Source organism: Rhizobium sp. NLR8a (assembly GCF_019685235.1).
In the GTDB taxonomy this organism is placed as follows: Bacteria; Pseudomonadota; Alphaproteobacteria; order Rhizobiales; family Rhizobiaceae; genus Rhizobium.
On record NZ_JABDWI010000011.1, the window covers coordinates 89,424 to 108,345 of the forward strand.

The 18,922-nt window shown below is 60.2% G+C and carries 19 protein-coding genes; 6 read left to right on the plus strand and 13 right to left on the minus strand.

Going from position 1 to position 18,922, the window contains the following annotated elements; genetic code table 11:
- Positions 1 to 59 precede the first annotated feature (59 nt).
- The 4 genes from HJC04_RS21530 to HJC04_RS21545 form a co-directional block, all read right to left on the minus strand.
- Positions 60 to 2,042, minus strand: coding sequence for an amidohydrolase (locus tag HJC04_RS21530; RefSeq protein WP_221147042.1), 1,983 nt, complete (start codon positions 2,040 to 2,042; stop codon positions 60 to 62).
- Complete coding sequence (locus tag HJC04_RS21535; protein WP_210632022.1) at positions 2,042 to 2,329, minus strand: XapX domain-containing protein; 288 nt, start codon at positions 2,327 to 2,329, stop codon at positions 2,042 to 2,044. The genes HJC04_RS21530 and HJC04_RS21535 overlap by 1 nt, the downstream gene beginning before the upstream one ends.
- Positions 2,330 to 2,394: 65 nt before the next feature.
- Entirely contained in the window at positions 2,395 to 3,084 is a 690-nt protein-coding gene (locus tag HJC04_RS21540) for a hydrolase (RefSeq protein WP_221123497.1), read from the minus strand.
- Between the two features lie 318 nt (positions 3,085 to 3,402).
- Complete coding sequence (locus HJC04_RS21545; protein WP_221147043.1) at positions 3,403 to 4,335, minus strand: VOC family protein; 933 nt, start codon at positions 4,333 to 4,335, stop codon at positions 3,403 to 3,405.
- 113 nt (positions 4,336 to 4,448) lie between these two features.
- On the opposite strand from HJC04_RS21545, the gene HJC04_RS21550 reads away from it, so the two are divergent.
- Positions 4,449 to 5,348 carry a LysR family transcriptional regulator gene (locus HJC04_RS21550; protein WP_085781364.1) on the plus strand — a complete coding sequence of 300 codons (900 nt, stop codon included), beginning with the start codon at positions 4,449 to 4,451 and terminating at the stop codon, positions 5,346 to 5,348.
- Positions 5,349 to 5,397: 49 nt separating this feature from the next.
- Here the strand turns inward: HJC04_RS21550 and HJC04_RS21555 are convergent, their stop codons facing one another.
- The 3 genes from HJC04_RS21555 to HJC04_RS21565 form a co-directional block, all read right to left on the minus strand.
- A complete protein-coding gene (locus HJC04_RS21555) occupies positions 5,398 to 6,126 on the minus strand; it encodes a gamma-glutamylcyclotransferase (RefSeq protein ID WP_221147163.1) in 729 nt (242 codons plus the stop codon).
- A gap of 176 nt (positions 6,127 to 6,302) precedes the next feature.
- A complete protein-coding gene (locus tag HJC04_RS21560; RefSeq protein WP_311044469.1) occupies positions 6,303 to 7,139 on the minus strand; it encodes an alpha/beta hydrolase in 837 nt (278 codons plus the stop codon).
- A gap of 692 nt (positions 7,140 to 7,831) precedes the next feature.
- Positions 7,832 to 8,236: a hypothetical protein gene (locus HJC04_RS21565; protein ID WP_210632026.1), complete on the minus strand. Its 405-nt coding sequence runs from the start codon at positions 8,234 to 8,236 to the stop codon at positions 7,832 to 7,834.
- Positions 8,237 to 8,533: 297 nt separating this feature from the next.
- Between HJC04_RS21565 and HJC04_RS21570 the strand changes: the two genes are divergently transcribed.
- From HJC04_RS21570 to HJC04_RS21590, 5 genes are all read left to right on the plus strand, one after another.
- Positions 8,534 to 9,427 carry an alpha/beta fold hydrolase gene (locus HJC04_RS21570; RefSeq protein ID WP_221147045.1) on the plus strand — a complete coding sequence of 298 codons (894 nt, stop codon included), beginning with the start codon at positions 8,534 to 8,536 and terminating at the stop codon, positions 9,425 to 9,427.
- Between the two features lie 121 nt (positions 9,428 to 9,548).
- Positions 9,549 to 10,646 (plus strand): PHB depolymerase family esterase, encoded by a 1,098-nt coding sequence (locus tag HJC04_RS21575; RefSeq protein WP_221147046.1) that lies wholly within the window; start codon positions 9,549 to 9,551, stop codon positions 10,644 to 10,646.
- A 332-nt stretch (positions 10,647 to 10,978) separates the two neighbouring features.
- Positions 10,979 to 11,416: a curlin gene (locus tag HJC04_RS21580; RefSeq protein WP_210632029.1), complete on the plus strand. Its 438-nt coding sequence runs from the start codon at positions 10,979 to 10,981 to the stop codon at positions 11,414 to 11,416.
- A gap of 62 nt (positions 11,417 to 11,478) precedes the next feature.
- Entirely contained in the window at positions 11,479 to 11,877 is a 399-nt protein-coding gene (gene csgH, locus HJC04_RS21585) for a curli-like amyloid fiber formation chaperone CsgH (protein ID WP_221147047.1), read from the plus strand.
- Between the two features lie 171 nt (positions 11,878 to 12,048).
- Positions 12,049 to 12,462, plus strand: a complete 414-nt coding sequence (locus HJC04_RS21590) for a curlin (protein WP_221147049.1) — start codon at positions 12,049 to 12,051, stop codon at positions 12,460 to 12,462.
- Positions 12,463 to 12,527: 65 nt separating this feature from the next.
- Here HJC04_RS21590 and HJC04_RS21595 read toward each other — a convergent pair whose 3' ends face one another.
- The 6 genes from HJC04_RS21595 to HJC04_RS21620 all read right to left on the minus strand — a co-directional run bounded on the left by HJC04_RS21595 (position 12,528) and on the right by HJC04_RS21620 (position 18,875).
- Positions 12,528 to 13,562 (minus strand): L-idonate 5-dehydrogenase, encoded by a 1,035-nt coding sequence (locus HJC04_RS21595; protein ID WP_221147050.1) that lies wholly within the window; start codon positions 13,560 to 13,562, stop codon positions 12,528 to 12,530.
- Positions 13,563 to 13,571: 9 nt separating this feature from the next.
- On the minus strand, positions 13,572 to 14,978 hold the full coding sequence (locus HJC04_RS21600) for a TRAP transporter large permease (RefSeq protein ID WP_210632033.1): 1,407 nt from the start codon (positions 14,976 to 14,978) through the stop codon (positions 13,572 to 13,574).
- Positions 14,979 to 14,982: 4 nt separating this feature from the next.
- The gene (locus tag HJC04_RS21605) at positions 14,983 to 15,555 is read right to left on the minus strand and encodes a TRAP transporter small permease (protein ID WP_210632034.1); all 573 of its coding nucleotides are present in this window, start codon (positions 15,553 to 15,555) and stop codon (positions 14,983 to 14,985) included.
- 239 nt (positions 15,556 to 15,794) lie between these two features.
- Entirely contained in the window at positions 15,795 to 16,769 is a 975-nt protein-coding gene (locus tag HJC04_RS21610; RefSeq protein ID WP_221147051.1) for a sialic acid TRAP transporter substrate-binding protein SiaP, read from the minus strand.
- A 24-nt stretch (positions 16,770 to 16,793) separates the two neighbouring features.
- Complete coding sequence (locus HJC04_RS21615) at positions 16,794 to 17,552, minus strand: FadR/GntR family transcriptional regulator (protein ID WP_221147053.1); 759 nt, start codon at positions 17,550 to 17,552, stop codon at positions 16,794 to 16,796.
- Positions 17,553 to 18,041: 489 nt separating this feature from the next.
- Complete coding sequence (locus tag HJC04_RS21620; protein WP_259668913.1) at positions 18,042 to 18,875, minus strand: Crp/Fnr family transcriptional regulator; 834 nt, start codon at positions 18,873 to 18,875, stop codon at positions 18,042 to 18,044.
- Positions 18,876 to 18,922: the final 47 nt, after the last annotated feature.

Here is an 18,922-nt window from a genome sequence, read left to right on the forward strand (position 1 = left end):
AAAACAGCAATTATAAAGCGACTCTCGGGCGGCACTTGGCCACCCGAGCTGAATGTTCGTCAGACTGCCCAGCAGGAGCAGCCGAGAGCGCCGAAGAAACCCTTGAGGTCGGTTATCGGGAGCTTGGATGTCCAGGCTCCGGCATGGTCGTGGCCGTGAACGCTGCAATCGTTGGCGCATCCGCATGTAGAGATAGCGGTGCGGCGCAGCGAACGAGCGCCCGCGCCTTCCGGTTCGCCCCAGGCCGCATAACCGCCGAACTTGCGGACAGGCGACCAGTCGGGCATGGCGGGGGGCAAATCGTTCTCGTCGAGCGTCTTGAAGTCACCCGCGCCGTAGACGATCTTGCCGCCGACCATGGTCAGTTCCGAGACGATGAAGGAGATCTCGTCTTCGGCGCAGGAGAAGAAGTCCTTGTCCGGCACCACGAGATCGGCGAACTGCCCTTTCTCGATGCGGCCCTTCTTGCCTTCCTCGTTGGAGAACCACGTGACCTTTTCGGTCCACATCCTGAGCGCCGTCTCGCGGTCGAGGCAATTGGCACGCGGATAGAGCTGCATGCCGCCGAGCGTCCTGCCAGTCACCATCCACGACAGCGAGACCCACGGATTATAGGAGGCGACGCGGGTGGCATCGGTGCCGGCCGAGACGTTCACGCCCTTGTCGAGCATCTTCCTGATCGGCGGCGTCGCTTCCGCCACGCCGTGCCCATAGCGCTCAACGAAGTATTCGCCCTGATATGCCATGCGGTGTTGTGTGGCGATACCACCGCCGAGCGCGGCGATACGGTCGATCGAGCGATCCGAGATGGTTTCGGCATGGTCGAAGAACCAGTTTAGTCCCTCGAGTGGAATGTCCCTGTCGACCTTCTCGAACACGTCAAGGGCACGGGAGATCGTCTCGTCATAGGTGGCGTGCAGACGCCACGGCCAGCGGTTCTCCGCCAGGACGCGGACGACCTCTTCCAACTCTCCCTCCATTTCCGGAGCCATCTCCGGGCGTGGCTGGCGGAAATCCTCGAAGTCGGCGGCCGAGAACACAAGCATCTCGCCCGCACCATTGTGCCGGAAGTAGTCGTTACCCTGCTTGTATTTGACCGACTGGGTCCATTTCAGGAAGTCCTGCTTCTCTTCCTTCGGCTTCTGGGTGAAGAGATTGTAGGCCAGCCGAACCGTCATCTGGTTCTCGTCGGACAGCTTCTGGATGACCTCATAGTCGTCAGGATAGTTCTGGAAACCACCACCCGCGTCGATCACGCCTGTCACGCCAAGTCGGTTCAACTCGCGCATGAAGTGGCGGGTAGAGTTGACCTGGTAGTCCAGCGGAAGCTTAGGCCCCTTGGCAAGCGTCGAATAGAGAATGCCTGCATTCGGCTTGGCCAGCAGCATACCGGTCGGATTGCCGTTGGCATCGCGGGTGATCTCGCCTCCGGGCGGGTTCGGGGTGTCACGGGTGTAGCCGACAGCGCGGAGAGCCGCGCCGTTGAGCAGCGCACGGTCATAGAGGTGCAGAAGGAACACGGGTGTGTCAGGCGAGACAGCGTTGATCTCGTCGAGAGTGGGCAGCCGCTTTTCGGCGAACTGATGTTCCGTGAACCCGCCGACGACGCGAACCCACTGCGGCGCGGGCGTGATCGCCACCTGGCGCTTCAGCATGTCCATCGCGTCGGCGAGCGAGCGCACGCCGTCCCAGCGCAGTTCCATGTTGTAGTTCAGGCCACCGCGAACGACATGGGTATGGTTGTCGATAAGGCCGGGCAGGACGCGCTTGCCCTTGAGGTCGATGATCTTAGTGCTGGAACCGGCCAGCGCCATGATCTCGCTGTCGGATCCGACTTCCAGGAACAGCCCGTCCTTGATGGCGATTGCCGTCGCATTCGGATTGGTCCGGTCAAGGGTCGTCACGCGGCCATTGTGGAGGATCAGGTCGGGATGCATAGTGTCTACTCCGGTCTGTCTGGGATCGGCAGCTTTCGCTGGTGAGAAGAGGTTCGAGAAGGCCAAGCTCGATGCACCTCCGAGAAAGGATCGACGCGTGGTCATCAGCCCCGCTCCTCTACAGTCGCCTTTGCCTTATGAGCAACGTTGATACGGTCGCCGCCCCTCGGCAGGTGACCGAAGATGTGCGGCTTGATCTGATGAATCCATGAGATCGCCGCCGGCTCGTTTCTCCAAAGCGTCTTCGCGAACGGAATAATTTGTTCGCCGACAAGGATTCCGAGAAGGCCGACCAGGGCAATGACAGGCGGTGCTGGTGATCGGACGTTGAGAAGGCTGTAGACGGTCCCGACGAGCAGGCCAGCGCCAAGCGACATGAGATAGATTTTCATGAGATGTTCTCCAATCAATGAACGGACCGCTCCGATGGGGTGATCGGAGCGGTCTGATCAGACTGTTACTTCGCGGGGTTCGGGCCGATGCGCTTGCCGTGCTTGACGCGTTCTTCTGCGCCATGAACCATCGTGTAGGCGTAGTCGATGCCCATTCCGTACGCGCCCGAATGCTCCTTTACGAGGGCTGTGACCGCATCGTAGGTCTCCTTGCGGGCCCAGTCGCGCTGCCACTCGAGCAGGACCTGCTGCCAGGTGACCGGAATAACACCTGCCTGCACCATGCGATCCATCGCGTATTTGTGTGCGTCCGCGGACGTGCCGCCGGAAGCATCCGCGACCATGTAGATCTCGTATTCCGGGACATCATGGAGAGCCGAGAGCGCGAACGTCGTGTTGCAAACCTCGGTCCACAGACCGGAGACGACGATCTTCTTGCGGTCCTCGGCGGCGTTCTTCGCCAGCGCCTCGCGGACGTTCTGGTCATCCCAGGAGTTCATCGAGGTGCGTTCGAGAAGGTCGTTCTCCGGGAAGACAGCAAGCAGTTCCGGATACGTGTTGCCCGAGAAGGATTGCGTCTCGACCGTCGTGATCGTGGTCGGGATGTTGAAGATCTTGGCGGCCTTGGCGAGGCCGACGACATTGTTCTTCAGCGTCTGACGATCGATCGATTGGACCCCGAATGCCATCTGCGGCTGCTGGTCAATAAAGATGAGCTGGCTGTTTGCGGGGGTCAGGACTTCGAGCTTGGACATGGTCACTTCCTCTTCCGTTGTTTGGACCGCCTGTTGCGGAGTTATTAAATGGGCAGCAGCAATCGATCGGCCGCCGTGCGACGTTCGTTCTGCAATCCTTGAAGTGTTGCTGGATCCTTATCGGAGCCGCTCACTCGTTGTCTTGGCTGCTGGAAAGACACTTACCGCGCGGATGGTGCACAAGGAATTGCAATAAGAATTGCTATTGAATTGCGACTTCTGCAACAATCGCGAACGCCAGTGCTGCTGAAATGGAAAGCGCCGCGGCCCTTTCGGAACGCGGCGGTCTTTATCGCGGTTTTGTCTGGAGATTGCTGCTCATGCCGTCAGCGGCACAAGGTTGGACTGGATCTCATCGCGGTAGTCCTCGTATCGGCTCGGGAGCTTGAGCGCCTCCCCGAGGTGCGCCGTGTCCTCGTCCCGGTTGAAGCCAGGCTCGTTCGTGGCGACTTCGAACAATATCCCGCCCGGCGTGCGGAAGTAGATCGCCCAGAAATAGTCGCGGTCGATGACGGGCGTCACCTGATAGCCTGTATCCATGAGAGCTTTGCGCACTTCGAGCTGCTTCTCGCGGTTTTCGACGGCGAACGCGATGTGGTGCACCGAACCTGCGCCCGGACGCGCAAAAGGCGTCTTCGGCAACGCTGCCAGATCGATCGTGTCCGCCCCATTGCCGTCGGGGATATTGAAGCGGGTCACGTCGCCCTCTTTGTCAGCGCGCTGGTAGCCCATGAAGCCGAGCAGTTCTTCGGTCGCAGCGGTGTCGTGCAGACTGAATCTTGCGCCGGCGAAACCGCGAATTGCCGCATCGTCGGGAATTCCATCGGCAACCCAGGGTGCCCGCTTGTCGTCGGAGGATTCAATGAGAGCAAGGGCGTCGCCGTCCGGGCCCATGAAGCGAAGCCGGTTGGCGCCAAACACGGTGTCGAGTTCCAGTCCGTCCACGCCCTGCGCGGTGAAGCGGTCCTGCCAGAACTTCAGCGAACCCTTCGGCACTGAGAACTGTGTTTCGCCAACTTCGCCGGCACCCGGGCGGCCGAGCATCATGTTCGGAAACGGGAAGTAGGTCATCACTGTCCCGGCCGACCCCGTCTCGTCACCGTAGTAGAGGTGATAGACGCTGGGGTCATCGAAGTTGACCGTCTGCTTCACGCGGCGCAGACCAAGCGTATCGGTGAAGAAGCGATTGTTCTGCCGCGCGTCCGATGCCATCGAAGTCACGTGGTGTAATCCCTTGATGTCCTTAATCATGAAGATGCCTTTCAGTGGGCATTGAAATTGTTCATCTGAAAACTACGCCCGTTGATCGCCATCGGGTATTGCAATATTCCTCTCGAGTGAATTGCAAATCCTGAAACAATGACATGAACGATTACAAAGCCCTTAGAACCTTCCTGCTCGCCGCCGAGAAGCGAAATTTCGCCCAGGTCGCCCGCGAGTTGGACATGACGCCGGCGGCCGTCACACGCGCGATCGCCGCACTCGAGGCGGAACTTGGCGTGCAGCTTTTCGTGCGCACGACAAGGCAAGTCTCGCTGACGACTGACGGCGCAATCTTCGCCGCGCAGATCCAGCCAGCGGTGAAGACGCTGGAAGAAGCGCGCCGCGAAGTTATGAACGCACACAAGGCTGACGAAGGGCGGCTGCGGATCAGCGCGCCGACGTGGTTCGGCAAGACCGTGCTGCCGCCGATCCTGTCAGGTTTCAAGGAACGCTATCCGAAGATGAGCTTTGAGATCTCCTTGTCCGACGGTTTGGTGAATATCGTCGATGACGATTACGATCTGGCGATCCGCATCTCATCACAGCCTTCGGACAAGTACACGATCTGGAGAAAAATCAGGGTAGTGCCGCGTATCCTGGTCGCGGCCCCGGGCAGCCGTTTCGCCGATATGCAACATCCCAACGAACTAAAGCCAGACGACTGCCTCGCCTATAGTGGCGAAAGCCGGCGCGAGAACTGGCTATTGTCCGACGGTGGCTCAAGCATCACGATCTCGGCGGGTCGGGCCTTCAGCGCCAACAGTGGCGAGGTACTGGCCGACATGGCCGCCGACGGTGCAGGTGTCGCACTGCTGCCAGGATTCAACATCGCCGATCACATCAGGAGCGGTCGTCTCGTCCACGTCTTCAAGGGATGGGCGCCGCCTGACCTGTGGCTGACGCTGTTTTACCCGCCGTACCAAGCGCTTCCACCACGCATCGCTTCATTCTCGAAATTCTTCGAAGAGCAAGTCGCGGCGCAGATGGTCATGCTGGATTGACGTACACCGCCGCGCATCATCACGGATCCTCAGGAGACTTACACCTTCCTCAGATCGAGCCGCCCTGTGAAAGCGCCCTTAGTCTCGCGGCGACGATTTGCTGTAGCTGCCACAGGTTTCGATCGAAGATGTTCCGGTCCGCCAGATCCAAGACCGTCCGATGCAGGTATTCCGCGCAGGATCCCGCCGGTCCGCATGCCTGAGCGATCAACACTGCGGCGTCATCGAGCGGTATCTTCTCCGTGAGCCGTGATCGCTTCGTGCTCGCCCAAAATGTGAGCGCGCGGCGTCTACCCGTCGGTGTCTCGACCGAAACCCATCGCACCATGTCGCACACCTCGGCATATCGGATTTCGCGCGCCAGAAGCGTACGCAGATCCTGCCTTTTCGTGGCGCAGGGGAGCTTCAGGACGAGGCCAGAGCAACTCCCTCCCGGCCGAAGCGCCAGCATCAGACCCGGCGCATCGGAGGTGGCCCTTAGCCGTTCTATCCTCAACGAGAACGCACGATGCCACCCGTACGCAATGGCTTCTTCACTTGTCGCTACTTCGAAGCCCGGGTTCCACATCAAAGACCCATAAGCGAACACCCATATCTCCTCGTCACCAGCCTCCCGCTCCACTCTGCTGACGAGTTCATCGAGTCGCTGACCCGAGATTGGAGTCCATCTAGGCTCTGGGCCCTCGTCCTCGACCGGCTTGACGGTTTTGGCTACGAGGTCCGGGGTCAGTTGCATGGCAACAGGTACCGGTGTCTTGGCGGTGGTTGTTTTTCGCATGGTGGCAATTATTTCAACGAGATAAACGCCGAAGGACCATCGCATCCGGCAGTTCTTGGCTGTCGTCTGATCAATTAACGGGGACTGTCTCTATCGAAGAGGGTAGCGCGCCGAGCGCCTGTGGATCTTTGTGAGGCGACGGGTGCGTGGGAGGCCGCACCCGTCGCCAGGACCGATCAGGCCTGGACGAAGGCCAGCAGGTCGGCGTTCAGCACGTCGGCATTCACGGTCAGCATGCCATGCGAGAAACCCGGGTAGGTCTTCAGCGAACCTTTCTTCAGAAGCTTCATCGACTTCAGCGCCGAGTCCGCAATCGGAACGATTTGGTCGTCTTCCCCATGCAAGACGAGCGTCGGAACGGTGATTGCCTTCAGGTCCCCCGTCTGGTCGGTTTCGGAGAAGGCCTTGATACCATCGTAATGGGCCTTGGCGCCGCCCATCATGCCCTGACGCCACCAGTTCTGGATCACGCCTTCCTGCACCTTGGCGCCTTCGCGGTTGAAGCCGTAGAACGGCCCGGCCGGAACGTCGCGAAAGAACTGCGCGCGGTTGGCGGCAAGTGCCGAGCGGAAACCGTCGAACACTTCCATCGGCAGGCCTTCGGGATTGGCCTCTGTCTTGAGCATCAGCGGCGGCACGGCCGAAACGAGAACCGCCTTGGCGACGCGGCCGGCAGGTTCGCCGTGCTTGGCCACATAACGGGCGACCTCGCCGCCACCGGTGGAATGACCGATATGGACGACATTCTTCAAGCCGAGCGCCTCGACGACGGCAAAGGCATCGGCTGCGTAATGGTCCATATCGTGACCGTCGGCCACCTGGGCGGATCGGCCATGGCCACGCCGGTCATGGGCGACGACGCGAAAACCTTTCGACAGGAAAAACAGCATCTGCGCATCCCAGTCATCGGACGACAGCGGCCATCCATGGTGGAACATGATCGGCTGGGCATCCTTAGAGCCCCAATCCTTGTAGAAGATTTCGACGCCGTCTTTGGTGGTTACATATGGCATGTTCTTGGATCCTTCGATTGGGTTGATGGTAGGCGCCGCATTGGCTGCGAAACTGAGAGAGGGTGAAATTGCCATGGCTGCTGCAGCGGCGCCAATGGACAACAGCGCGTCGCGGCGGGTCATGGAATGGCGAGGTTGGGTCATCTTCGTCCTGCGATTTCGTTATTGAAAACTTCAGCTAACTTGTGTTCGTCTGACGGGGGTAATATTGCCGTCACATCCTCACATCCACAATTGCGGGAATAATTGCGAGTTTATTGCGTCGCGTGAAATAATGGGAGGTCTGGCCCGGGCCTGACGTGCTCCTGTCGTGAGGCCATCTGTTTTTCCTGAAGCAGGCGGCGGACGGCATACAAGATGAGCCCGGTGCCAAAAGCGTCACCGTGGCTCACTTCCGGTCGAACGGATCGCAGCCTGCCAGCAGACGCGAACGCGTTCATATCCTGGCGATCGGATTGCTAAACGGGCCTCAGAGCATTCTAGGAGATCTCCGCCCTCGCGGAGCCGATGTGACAGCGATCGGCTGAATCCAAGACGTCGCAGCCCGGCACGATCCGCATTTGGCCGCGTCGAGCAACGGTTGCCAAGCCAGGCTCGAAGCTCCCGGTCATTCTCAATGCAAAAGCAGGAGACGCGCGAGGAAAATTCGAACATGCAACTGGCAACCGAGATAGTCGCTCATCCCGATTGGATCAGCTCGCCCGGGAGACGCCGGCCGGCCTCGAAACCTCGCTGCCCGAGAAGATGATGACGGCGAACATCAGCACGCCGGCGAAGGCGATGAGCGAGGAAATGGCGACAATCGGTTCCACCGCCGTGTTTCCGGAAAGCATCAGATAAAGGGACGGGATCAGCACCGCGACACCGAAGGTGTAGACGACGTACTGGATCATCGCCAGGCGCTTCTCGGCCTTGTGTGGGTTGAGCGCGTGGTAAACGCCGAAGAGCGCCATGGTGACCCAGCCGAGCAGGTTGGCGTGGGCATGGGCCCCGGTCGGTGCGTGATTACCTGAGATCGACATGTGAAGGCCGATCGAGATGCCGGCGATCAGAAAAATGATGGCGGTCTTGAAGTAAAGATTTGCGATGCGTGGCATTGTTTTTCCCCTCTGTAGCCGACGAAACCTAGCATGTTTTCAAGCTTCTGAGAACGAGCGCATTAGAGATCTTTGGAGCGCCAGCCCGTTGCCGAGTTACAGTAGAAATAATGCCGGGAAGCGAGGCGACATTGGACGACATTGCCGGCGGGTGAAGCGGGTTAACCCCGGATGACAGCTGTCAGTGGAACTTGTTACGGCGGCTTGCCCGCAGGCACGCTCCGGCTGGAACAGGTTGGTTGAACTAAGCCACAAGCGTCGCGGAACCGAGAACCAACCGCGGGCGTTTGTTGGATCATGTTGAAGCAGCAGGCATTTCGCCCCCGGATCGGCACGATTTACCAGATTGACAAGCAGCAGGTGCATGTTCTGGAGAGCGGCGACATGAACGCAAGACCGGTCCTTGTCCTCCATGGCTGCGGGAGCCTGGGTGAAGAGGTTCTGCTTCCGTTCGCTCAGAGCCCGTTCCGAATGGTGGCCCCCGATCGTCCGGGCTACGGTTTCAGCAGCCCTCTTCCTCTCGCTGAACGAGGACCGGTAGGCCAATCCTTTTGGCTTGAGCGCCTGATCGATGCAATGGACCTGCATTGCGTCTCGATCGTAGCCCACTCCATCGGCAGCGCACCGGCACTTCATCTGGCCGCGCGCCGGCCGGAACTGGTGAACGGATTGCTGCTGATTTCGCCGTGCTGCAGGCCCGTCCCACCAAAACCGCTGCTCATCCTCCGGGCGGCCGTTGCCCCGATGGTGGGATCCCTGATCCGTCAGCACGTAATCAGCCGATGGGCAGCGTTTTTTCTCGAGCGTGGTCTGCGGTCGTCATCCTGTCCAAACACGTTACCTCCCCAGCTATCGGTGTTGCCGGCCGCTCATATGGTCAATCCGGGCGCAATTGAAACAATGGCTAACGAGCTGCGGGCCTTCAACAAAGACATGGAACTTCTGCCGCAGCTGCCCGGCAATCTTCCATTGCACGTCCTGTTCGGTTCGGAGGATCGCATAGTTCAGCCGGCCTGGCATATCGATGGCCTTCGGCAGAAGCATCCGGGGCCGACGATCAGGGTGATCGAGGGCGTCGGCCACCTTCCGCATCATGTTGTGCCAGCCGTAGCCCGACAGATGCTGAGCGACCTTGCGAGGGAGCGAGTACGGCAATCTTCTAAGCGGCAGCATTTGGCTGGTGTCCCGTGAGTGGGCCCTTGAATGATCGCCTACGGTTTGCTGCGCCGCGAAATTATTTTGCATCGCAGCAACTTTTCGCCATCACGTTGGTTAGAGTCGAGCTTCGTGCCTGAAACGCGAAGGAAACGACATGAAAATCCAGCGTTCACAATCTCGCCGTCTGAACGAACTTCGCAACTTCGGAAACAACCCCGGCAATCTCAAAGCTTTCACATACCAACCGCGCAATCCCCTTCCCCTTGCACCGTTGGTCGTCGTCCTTCATGGCTGCACGCAAAATGCCGATGGGTACGACAGGGGCTCCGGCTGGTCTCGGCTTGCCGACGAAGAAGGTTTTCTGCTGCTTTATCCCGAGCAGCAACGCGCAAACAACCAGAACCTTTGCTTCAACTGGTTCCAGCCTGAAGACACCCGGCGAGGTACTGGGGAGGCTCTGTCAATTTACCAGATGATCATCGCAATGGTCGCCGCAGGTCAAATCGACCCCGCCAAGATATTTGTCACCGGGCTGTCCGCCGGCGGTGCGATGAGTGCCGTCATGCTGGCGACCTATCCCGAGATCTTTGCCGGTGGCGCCGTCATCGGCGGATTGCCCTACGGCTGTGCAGCGACGGTGACCGCCGCCTTCGAACAGATGCAGGGAAAGAGGGTATCGCCGCCCGATGAGCTGAAGCGAGTTGTTCGAAACGCATCCGAACACGACGGCCCTTGGCCCACTTTGTCGGTCTGGCACGGCACTCATGATCACACTGTCAAGCCGCGCAACGGCGATCAGATCGTCGAGCAGTGGCGACGGATCCATGCACTTCAGAAGGCGCCGGCCATAAAGAATGTCAACGGTAACAAGCGCAAGATATGGGTGGATTCGGCAGGTCGCGAGGTGCTCGAGCAATTCGAGATCGCCGGCATGGCGCATGGCGTGCCGCTCGCGACGCGTGGTGAACGTGGCCTCGGCGTCGAAGGGCCGTTCATGCTCGAGACCGGCATATCGTCAACAAGGGAAATCGCCCGTTTCTGGCAGATTCTGCAACATGACGGCAGAGATGAGGTCGAGTCGCTCCGGGTTCACAATAGCGGCGGCGGCTTCGATGGGGAAATCATCCTGCCAGGGGCAGTCGTCGAGGTAAGGTCTCCTTCCGGCAAAGAAGGCCCCGAAAGCCAGCCAAACTCAAGTTCGATAGCGCGCACCATTTACAATGCACTCAGAGCCGCGGGTCTTGTTCGATGACTTTACGAGGATCCCGTCCCGGTCTGAGGGGAGGGAACCAGCCGCACCGAGTGTGTGGTGATCAACAAAACGGATAGGGGCGCACCAGCTCTCTTCGGCCACGGCGTCGGTCGGAGCCTTGAAGTGCTAGACTAAGCGCATTTGCTCGGGCGCGCAAAAAATGGCCATCGGAAAACCACCAGGGGTATCGATTTGAACAAGGTCATCTGGAGGAGGGCGCCGATCTCCGCGAATGAACCCCGACTGAATGGTGCCTTCAGCTTTCGTTCCGAAGGGAGCGTCTAGAAGAAAGACGTTCAACCGCGGTCTTATCCGCCTGAGGAGACATATTCATGATCCGCACGTCTATCATTGCAACCGCACTCGTCGCTCTCGTCGGCATTACCGCCGCCGGCCCCGCCATGGCCAATGATGTTCGTATCGAACAATATGGCTGGTCTAACTCTGCCGGCGGGGCACAGGAAGGATACGAAAACCGGATCAGAACCTACCAGAACGGTGGCTACAACCGGATTCTCGGCCGTCAATATGGTCATCGAAATCTTTCAGCTGTCGGTCAGGAAGGCAACGACAACTATGGCGCCACCTATCAGCGTGGCAACCGCAACGTAGCGGGAATTGGCCAATTCGGCTCCAGCCATACGACCATCCTTACCCAGGACGGTAATGGCAACATCGCGGCCGGCGTCCAGGTCGGCCACGGTTGCAGCGCCAATGTCAGCCAGGGCGGCAACGGCAATGTCGCGGCCTTCGTCCAGGCCTGCCCGTAGGCGGCTGCAAATGCGGTGAAACAGGTCAAGATCGCAACAGCAGACCATCAGAGGAAACGACCATGCCAAATAGCATCCAACATCCGCGCCGCGCGATGACGATTCTCGCGCTGGTCCTGCTTCCCGTCGGCGCGGTTTCCGCCATGACGACTGCCGACCCATCTGACGGCGCGCAGCTTTGCGAAATCAAAGCAACCCCTGGGGCTGGTATGGTGAGACTGGACGCACTCGTCCACGCCGACATGCATGTCGGCGGGACTTACACCTTCCATGTCGAAAAAGTGGGAGGCGGCGGAGGCTCCACGATCAACCAGAGTGGCGATTTCGATGCCGCAGAGGGCCGTACGGCAATTCTTGGTTCGGTCTCGCTCGACTCGAAAGGAGCCAAATACAAAGCCACGCTGGACGTCGTCGTCGGGGATAAGAGTTTCAGCTGCGCGAAGCAGATCGGCGGCAACTAATCGGCCTCCATGACCTGCAGTCTTCCTGAAAGGGCGCCGGTTTCCGGCGTCCTTTTGCATTCAATCAGGACGAAGCGACTGAACGACAACTGAACGGGCAATTCCGACTTGGTTCAGCTGCAAGATGCGAAATTTGATCATCGGCTGAGGCAGCCGGAAATGGAGATCAGAATGACTCGCAATTTGTTTAAGATCCTTGCCATCACCCTTCTTGCCGGGAGCCTCGGCCAGGTAGCCGTGTCTGCGCCAGCCTATGCCGGCGGCCGGATCTCGCTCAACCTCGCACCGAACAATGCCCAGGATGCCGGACTTTTTTCAGCGGGGCTGCGCGTCTATTCGCTCTACCGAGGTCTGAAAGATGCTGACATCCGGCAGCGGGGCTGGGGTAACGCGGCCGCTATCGCTCAGGCTGGCCGCGGCAACCTGGGGTTCGTCCGGCAACGGGGCAATGGTCATTCCGCGACCTTGCAGCAGAACGGCAACAACAATGCCTATGGCATTTTCCAGTATGGGCGAAATACTGAAACGGACGTCGTGCAGGATGGGGATAACGGCGGTGGTGCTACCTTCAGCTATGGCTGGTAAGGCAGTTCACAAGGCTGGGGCGCGACCAGTCAGCGCCCATACCTCTACGGCGAATATTTAAGCCGCTAGAATGTAAGCTGCACCTTACAGGCGACCGCACGGTCGCCGGCAAGGGTGAAGGCTGAGGCGACTTCTTCCAAGGGTAAGCTGTGGCTGATGATCGGCAGGACATCGATCTTGCGGCTTGCGATCAGCCCCGCGGCAGTGGCGAATTCCTCGTGGAACCGCTGCGTGCCGTGGATATGTAGCTCCTTGCCGACAATGGCGTTGAGTGGGACCGGGATCTCGCCGGTGACGCCGACCTGCACGATCGTGCCGCGCGGCCGAATGGCGGCGATCGCACTGCGGATCGCGGGTGCGGCGGCCGAGCATTCGAAGACGAGATCGAAATACCCTTTACCCGCCTCGAATTCGGCAAGTGCCGCAGCCCCGTCGGAAACATTGATCGTGCGGCTGGCGCCCATCGCTTTGGCCCGTGCGAGCGCCGCATCGGCAAGGTCGGTCACCACGATCTCGGCCGCGCCATGATAACGGGCGGCGGCAACCATCAGGCAGCCGATCGGGCCGGCGCCGGTGACGAGGACGCGTTTGCCCGAGATCTCGGCGGCGCGCGATGCGGCATGCAGGCAGACGGCGAGCGGCTCGCTGCAGGCCGCTTCCGCGGCGGTCGTCTCGGCTCCCATTTCGAAACATTGCCGGGCCGGCACCACCAGCCACTCCCGGAACATGCCCTGCTCATGCGGCAGGCGCATCGCGCTTCCCATGAAGCGCATATCGAGGCAATGGATCGGCAGTCGCTTCAAGCAATATTCGCAATGGCCGCAGGGCTGGCTTGGATTGACTGCGACCAGCGTGCCGGCTTTGAGCTCGACCCCCTCGCCCGCTTGGCTCACCCTCCCCGAGGCCTCGTGGCCGGGAATGATCGGCTCGCGCACCCTGACCGGCCCGAAGCCGCCGTCCTGATAATAATGCAGGTCGGAGCCGCAGATGCCCGCGGCCGCCATCTTGAGAAGCACCTCGCCTGGACCGGGAGCCGGAACCGTGTCCATTTCGACCCTGAGATCGCCTTTTTGGTAAAGCCGCGCCAAACGCGTCTGCATCCTAGCCTCCTATCTCAACAGTCCGAGCTGCTGCGGCAGCCAGAGCGATACGGCGGGAATGAAGGTGATCAGGAGCAGCGCCAGGAACAGCGGCACGAGCCAAGGCACGATCGCCATCGTCGTGCGTTCGACCGAGAGCTTCGCCACCCGTGACAGCACGAACAACACCATGCCGAGCGGTGGGTGAAGCAAGCCGATCATCAGGTTCAGCGTCATGATCAGGCCGAACTGGACGGGATCGATGCCGAACTTGGCGACAATCGGCAGAAGGATCGGCACGAGGATGGTGATCGCCGCGATCGTATCCAGGAAGCAGCCGACGAAAAGCATCAGCAGGTTCACCAGGATCAGGAACACCCATTTATTGTCGGTGATCGACAGGATCGCATCCGACAGCAGCTGCGCGGCCTGGCTCACCGTCAAGAGCCACGCGAAGACCGATGCGGCGGTAACGATGAACAAAACGGATGCCGTCGTCTCGATCGTGTCGAAGCTTGCCTTGGCAAGCGTCGAGAGCGTCATCGTGCGGTAGCGCACGAGGCCGAGGAACAGCGACCAGAGCACGGCGGCGACGGCGGCTTCCGTCGGCGTGAACCAGCCCATCGTCATGCCGCCGATCAGGATGACCGGGGTCATCAGCGCCATGACGGCGGAGAAGCCGAAATACCAGTCGAGCGCCAGAAGCACGAGAAGGGCGATGCCCGCCGCGGCATTCATCGAGAGGCCGGCGCCCATCATCAGATAAATCGCCATAGGCACCATCAGGACAACGACGATTTCCATGCCGGCCGACAGGAGCTCGCGCACATTGAACGGCGCGTCCGAGCCCCAGCGCTTGCGATAGGCGAAGGCGGCGACGGTGATCATCATCAGCAGCGTCATGACGACGCCCGGCAGGATGCCGGCCATGAAAAGTGCGCCGATCGAGACGTTCGCCATCATGCCGTAGATGACGAAGGGCAGGGACGGCGGGAAGATCGGCCCGAGTGTGGCGGAGGCGGCCGTGACGCCGACGGCCGCTTCGACCGGATAGCCATGGTCCTTCATCGCCTTGATCTCGATGGTGCCGATGCCGGCGGCATCGGCGAGCGCTGTGCCCGACATGCCGGAGAAGATGACGGAGCCGATGATATTGACCTGCGCCAACCCGCCCTTCATCCAGCCGACCAGAGCGACCGCGAAGGAATAGATGCGGCCGGTGACGCCGGCGGAATTCATCAGATTGCCGGCCAGGATGAAGAAGGGCACGGCGAGCAGCGGAAAACTTTCGACGCCGGCGATCATGCGTTGGGCGACGATGATGTCGGGCGCCACGCCATAAAGGACGATGTAAAGCACGGAGGCGACGGCCATCGAAATGGCGACGGGTACGCCGACCAGCATCAGCAGCAGAAACGAGCCAAGAAGCAGCAGCATCGGGTCATCCTTCGACGGATTGGAATTCTTCCGGGCGCTCCAGGACGGAGTAGCCGCGGCGCATATTTGCGATGAAGACGATGACCGCGCGGATCAGCATCAGCACGAAGGCGACTAGCACCGAGTAGAAGACGATGTTGCGCGGCAGGTCGATGGTGACCATCTGCTCGTCGGCGACGATGTCGACGTAACGCCACATCAGAGTGCAGCCATAGGCGAAGAAACCGATGCGGACGATGTCGACGAAGGTCGCGAGCACGCGCGCCAGCCCTGCAGGCATATAGTGATAGAACACGTCTACCTGGATATGCCTCGAGGTGCGCACGCACATGACGGCGCCGAGAAAGACGACGCCGATCAGGCAGTTGATGGCGATTTCCTCGGTCCAGGCATAGCTGTCGTTCAGCACATACCGCGTGAAGAACTGCAGGAAGACGCAGCCGGCCATCAGCCAGAAGACGATCAACGTGATCCAGTCCTCGACGGCATAGTCCGAGACGTTCGCCGTCGGCGCATGCCCTTCGAATTCGTGACCGATTTCCTCGGCCGTGATTGGCGTGTGAATTTCTTGCGACATTTTCGGCCTTGTTGCGGTTGGAGAAGAAGGGCGCGGCGCTTGGGCTGCGCGACCTTCGTTCGTTGCTCGGCGGGACGGCCCCTCATCCGGCTGTCGCCACCTTCTCCCTGCTTGCGGGGAGAAGGGACATGCCTTGACCTCTCCGTTCCCCGCTTGCTCTCGCAGGGCACGTCCCCTCTCTCCCCGCGCGCGGGGAGAGGGTTAGAGTGAGCGGCACGAAGAAGGCAGTGAGCGAGCTCCTACTGAATCGCCCGAATCGCTTCCCAATCGGCCTTTTCATAGCCGAAGTCCTCGAACTTGACCTTTTCCATCACGGTCTTTTCGAAGTCTGCTTTATCGACCTCGGTGACGTTGAGGCCTTTTTCCTTGAAGGTCGCAACAAGGCTGTTTTCCTTGCCGGCGATCGTCTTGGTCGTGCGCTCGGCCGCCTGCTGCATCACTTCGCCGAAGATCTTCTTGTCCTCGTCGGAGAGCTTCGCCCACAGCTGCTTCGAGATCACGGTGTTCAGGTGGTCGACGATGTGGCCGGTGAGGATGATGTTCTTCTGGACCTCGTAGAACTTCTTCGCCTCGATCGTCGTCAGCGGGTTTTCCTGCGCCTCGACCGTGCCGTTCTGCAGAGCCAGATAGACTTCGGCGAAGGCGATCGGTGTCGTGTTGGCGCCGCAGGCGCGCGGCATGGCAAGATAGGCCGGAACATCGGGCACGCGGATCTTCAGGCCCTGCATGTCGGCGCATTTGGCGATAGGCTTGTTCGAGGTCGTATGGCGCGTTCCGTAATAGCTGACGGCGGCGATATGGTTGCCAGTCTTGTCCTCGTAACCCTTGGCGAGACGCTTGAAGACATCGCTCTTGGTATAGGCGATCAGATGGTCGGGATTACGGAAGATATAGGGGAAGTAGGTGACGCCGATCGGCTTGTAGTCGCGTGCGGCAAAACTCGATCCCGAGATGATGATATCGACCGTGCCGAGCTTGAGGCCCTGGTTGATGTCGGCTTCCTTGCCGAGCTGCGAGGCTGGATAGACCTCGATCTTGTAGCGCCCGTCGGTGCGTTTGGCGATTTCTTCTGCGGCCCAGACGGAATCCGTGTGGAAGGGCTCCGAGGTTTCATAGACATGCGCCCATTTCAATACCGTCTGGGCATGCGCGACCGCCGTCGTCGCCATGATCGCGGCTGCGGTGCAAAGTATCGTTGCCAGTCTGCTCTTCATTGCTCTCTCCTCCCGAGCTCGGGTTTAAGTCTTGGTGGTTGCTTTCGCGGGCGCCTTGTCGCGGCCGCGCTCCTCTTCTCCCGAGAACTCCTCCCCGAAGCTCTCGGAAAATCTCTTCTGTGATAAGGTGAGATGGCTGCGCATCGCAGCCTTCGCGCCGGCGGCATCGCCGGCGGCAATTGCATCGCGGATGGCCCGGTGCTCGTCCACGGCGCTGCGCCATGTCGTCGGCCCCTCGAAATGGCTCGCAAGTTTCGCGAAATAAGGGGTCATGCGAAGATCGAACATCTCGCCGGTCACGCGGGTCAACGTCGCATTGCCGACAATGGCGGCAATGCCGGTATGGAAGGCGCGGTCGGCGGCGAGCACCGTCGCTGCATCGGTGAGGCCGCTGCTCATGCGCATCAGCGCCTCGTCGAGCACGGCGATGTCTTCCGGCCCGGCGCGGGTTGCCGCCTCTTCGGCGATGGCGCATTCGATGATGGCGCGCGCCTGCAGCAGTTCGAAAGGTCCCTCCACCGGCTCGCTTTCGCTCGCCGCCATGCTGACCGCGTGCCGGCGTACCACATAGATGCCGGAGCCCATGCGGATGTTGACGAGGCCTTCAACCTCGAGAACGATCAGCGCCTCGCGCACGGTCGGACGTGATACCGACAGTTGCTCCGCAAGATCGCGCTCGGCCGGCAGCTTCTGACCGACGACAAGCTCGCCGCAGGCAATCATCGAACGAATCTGATCCGCTACCTGCCTGTAGAGGCGGCGCGATTCAACGGGCGAAAACATTCTGGCCTCCCCGGCGGCTTGCCCTCAAGCGCGCAGCTGGTCAACTGGCCTGACCAATTCAATTGGTAGCACCGCGGCAGTTGTGCGTCAATGCGTCGCATGAAATTCCAGCGGGCATCGCTCCGGCGTCGGCAACCGTGGGAACCTTCACAATCCTCAGGGGTTCGGAGGCCCGACATTGGGAGCATGATCATGAATTATCTCTGGCTTTTTGCAGTATCGGGAGGGGCGGCCCTTCTTGGAATTGCTCTTGCTTTTGGAATGATCAAGCAGGACGGGCGCCGATCGGTTGCTGCCATCGTTGGCGCGTTTGTTGTGGCGATCGGAGCGCTCGGACTCGGCATTTATATCCAGAAGGCGCCAACGGCTCCTTTGCGTGCATCCGATAGGGAGGGGTCGCAGAACAGCCTTCCGGCGGCTGCGACGACCGAAAAGGATCTGCCAGGAAAGTGACGCTTGAGAGATCGTCGATCTCCTGTTCGAGGTGCTTCAGCGCCTCAGCGCCAGAGATGGGCGGTCGATCACCGGCCAGCCGTGTCCTGTGATGCCAGGGAGGTCGTAGGCGTCTGCTGCGAAGGCTTCGAGGGATGCGCGGTTGCGGATGATTACCAGGCCGCGGGTGGAATAAATGAGATGCTCGCCCTCCAGGATGTGTAAGGCATCAGTGACGCTGGAGCGGCGGACTCCCAGCATCGTGGCCATATATTCATGGGTGATTTCAATTCCTTCGCCATCGAGGCGGTCATGGCACATCAGAAGCCATTTCGCCAGCCGAACGTCGATCTTGTGAATGGCGTTGGACAGTGCGGTGTTGGCGACCTGCGCGAAAAAACTATGGAGAAAACGCGAGAGCAGCCGGCGGACGGCGGGCCGGTCGGCGAGGAAGCATGCCAGAGCGCTGGCTTCCACACGGCGCCCGTGACCGCCAACCTGCATCATGACATCGAATGAAAACCGCTCCGCGTCCGCCGTCAGAGCCGGCGGCGACATCCCGTCCCTGCCGAGCACGCCGATCTCGGCTTTCCTGCCCTGGGGACTCGTCGCCACCATGGAAGCAATGCCGGTTTCCAGGAAATAATAATGACTGACCGGCATGCCCAAATGGACGAGCTCGAAGTCGCGCGGGAGAAGAAGCGGTTCCAGTATGCGCTCCAGAGCCAGAAGCTCCGGATCCGCCAACTGCGACAGAATGAGATTTTCGCTTTCGAACGCTCGCATCACTCTGCCCTTTGTTTGGCAAGAGGACACTGTCTCTCGGCCATCAGCACCACAGATGCGCTCAGCCCTACGCAAAATTATGAACGCCGGAATGGCCGATTGCAAGGCGCTGAGGCTTATCTCTCATGATCGGCAGAAGGCTTCGTGGAGGA